At 55.6% G+C, this 2,183-nt stretch carries 4 protein-coding genes; 3 read left to right on the top strand and 1 reads right to left on the bottom strand.

What is annotated here, in order from left to right; genetic code table 11:
* The first annotated feature begins 677 nt into the window (after positions 1-677).
* The 3 genes from P0D89_RS52385 (at position 678) to P0D89_RS52375 (ending at position 1,842) form a co-directional block, all read left to right on the top strand.
* On the top strand, positions 678-1,268 hold the full coding sequence (locus P0D89_RS52385; protein WP_408370983.1) for a helix-turn-helix domain-containing protein: 591 nt from the start codon (positions 678-680) through the stop codon (positions 1,266-1,268).
* Positions 1,269-1,448: a helix-turn-helix domain-containing protein gene (locus tag P0D89_RS52380; RefSeq protein ID WP_408379521.1), complete on the top strand. Its 180-nt coding sequence runs from the start codon at positions 1,269-1,271 to the stop codon at positions 1,446-1,448.
* Positions 1,449-1,533: 85 nt separating this feature from the next.
* Positions 1,534-1,842: a sensor histidine kinase gene (locus P0D89_RS52375; RefSeq protein WP_408379524.1), complete on the top strand. Its 309-nt coding sequence runs from the start codon at positions 1,534-1,536 to the stop codon at positions 1,840-1,842.
* A 35-nt stretch (positions 1,843-1,877) separates the two neighbouring features.
* On the opposite strand, the gene P0D89_RS52370 is transcribed toward P0D89_RS52375, so the two are convergent.
* Positions 1,878-2,009 carry a hypothetical protein gene (locus P0D89_RS52370; protein WP_408370985.1) on the bottom strand — a complete coding sequence of 44 codons (132 nt, stop codon included), beginning with the start codon at positions 2,007-2,009 and terminating at the stop codon, positions 1,878-1,880.
* Positions 2,010-2,183: the final 174 nt, after the last annotated feature.

Here is a 2,183-nt window from a genome sequence, read left to right as displayed (position 1 = left end):
TGACGATGACCCCAGCTTTGCGCATTCACGGACGAACTGGTGGAAAACAGCAGAATGGCAAAAAGAGCGCTTATAAATGAGCTTTTGCGTGCAACACCCGTTGGCATTTTCATCTTCCTCCTCGAATCTCGATGAGAGAAGAATAAGTTTTGCCGAAGGGCGAATCTACTGTACGGTTGGATATGCCGATACCGCGTTAGCGTTGCCTGGTTATACGAACATATAACCGCGGTAAGGTGCGTTCCCGATCCGGACGTGGACATCAGCGAGAAAGTCCGATCCCAGTCCGATAAACCGACTATCAGTCACTTCAACTACTTATGAGACGCCGATGATGACGATGTTGTCGGGCAACATATCTGACCGCGCATGCAGCCCCATCGCTTACGCTGCGTTATATCCGGCATAAGCGTCAGCCTGCAGAATGCATTCGGAAAGGATGTGTAGGTTTGAAACCCGGCTAACAACGATCGAGCGTCGTCTGAGTTGCCCAGGGATATAGCTCAGCAGCGACTCCAAACGAGGTCGGGATCGCTTCTGCACATATGACGAATCCGCCTTAAGCAGCCTTGAATTCGACGTAACCTTAGATGTGCGAAGAGTCAAGGAGGAGGCTTCTGCTTATCATGAAGCAAATAATAGGGTCGACCCCGGATCACGGGTTACGCTGCCAACCGATGAATATCGCTTTCACCGATGGCGAGCTGAATTCGGTGCAGGGACTTCGCCTGGTTATACCGACAGGTAGCACTGTTGCGCAGACTGCGAGCGGCGACGTTCCCGGAATGAGTCATTCCATGGTGATCAGTGCACCATTTGTCGCAGTTATTCCGGTGGGGGCGCAGTTGGCCACGGTCGCTGACAGCGATCCCAATGGATGGGTGTCCACGAAAGCGGGTCAACTCCAAGTCTCGCAAGTGGCGTTTGACGCGGTCCCGAAATGGTCCAGGTTTTGGGATCCGTTCGTGCGCGAGGCCGCGGACACATTGGCTGCTTTGCATCATGCGGATCTCATCGACGCTGCCTGCGCCGACGCGTTTGCCGATGTCGTCTCGGTGCACATCGCTCTCCGCTACGGGCACTGTGCTGGTGCGGCCGAGCCGGACATGCCTCTTACGCGTCAAATGCTGACTCGCATTCAAGTCTTCGTTCATGAGCACATAGCCGAAACCATTCTGGTCGAGCACCTCGCAGTGCTGGTGCACATGAGTGCATCAAACTTTGCGCGCGTTTTCAAAACGGCGACAGGTACCCCGCCCCATCTGTAAGTGACACTCGAACGGGTGAAATTTGCCAGGACGATGTTGTGCGAGGAAACCATTCCCCTAGTTGACGTTGGCGCGCGCTCGGGGTTTCAGACTCAGCAGCATTTCACCGACGTGTTTCATCGACATACCGGTATGACGCCGCGCGCATTCCGACTAGCCCACCGGAACGCCGGTGACTGATTCATTTGGCGAAGTTGCGGCAAGACGATGACTGCGGGACTGCCGCGCACGCGATTAAGTCAGAGCGAAGAGTTTCTCGAAGTAGATACTGCCGTGGGTCACGAGCACGAACATATCCGCGTCCGCTGATGCCGTTCTTGTCGAACGTGTGATGATTAACCTGATCGAGAATGCAGCGAAATTCGCAGGACCCGAGGCACATATTATCGTCGCCGCTATTAACCGTGGTACATGGGCAGAGGTATCCGTCTACGATGACGGGCCGGGAATCCCGGCCGAGAATGAACAATATCTGTTTGAGCGCTTTTCCAGATGCGACGGCGCTACCGGGAAACCTGGTCACGGTCTGGGCTATCGATTTGCCGAGCAATCGTCGAGGCGCATGGCGGAATGATCGCCACCTCGCCCTCGCCTTATGGCGGGGCGGTTTCACGTCTTCACTGCCAACGGAATTTCCTGCTCCGCTCCCAGTTTGTCATAGCGACGGCGATTAACAATTGTGCCATGCCGGTCAATAATTGACTGCGACTGGCTCAAGCCTAGCAGGAAGCGGTCGCTCACGATCCGATTCTGAATGACTCAAAGGGGTCGGGCAAAGCCATTCGTTACGCTCAACAGCCGCCGCTGGGCGCTCACTAAACCGAGACCGGCTTATGCAGGCCTGGCACTCGCAGTCGCTTCTCCACCGGTCGAGTTTTAGTCCCGACTCCGTCGCCCGGGGCCGATCGTCGCCTG

It is taken from the genome of Paraburkholderia sp. RL18-085-BIA-A, from assembly GCF_046027075.1.
In the GTDB taxonomy this organism is placed as follows: domain Bacteria; phylum Pseudomonadota; class Gammaproteobacteria; order Burkholderiales; family Burkholderiaceae; genus Paraburkholderia.
This window is presented reverse-complemented; position numbering and strand designations above follow the sequence as displayed.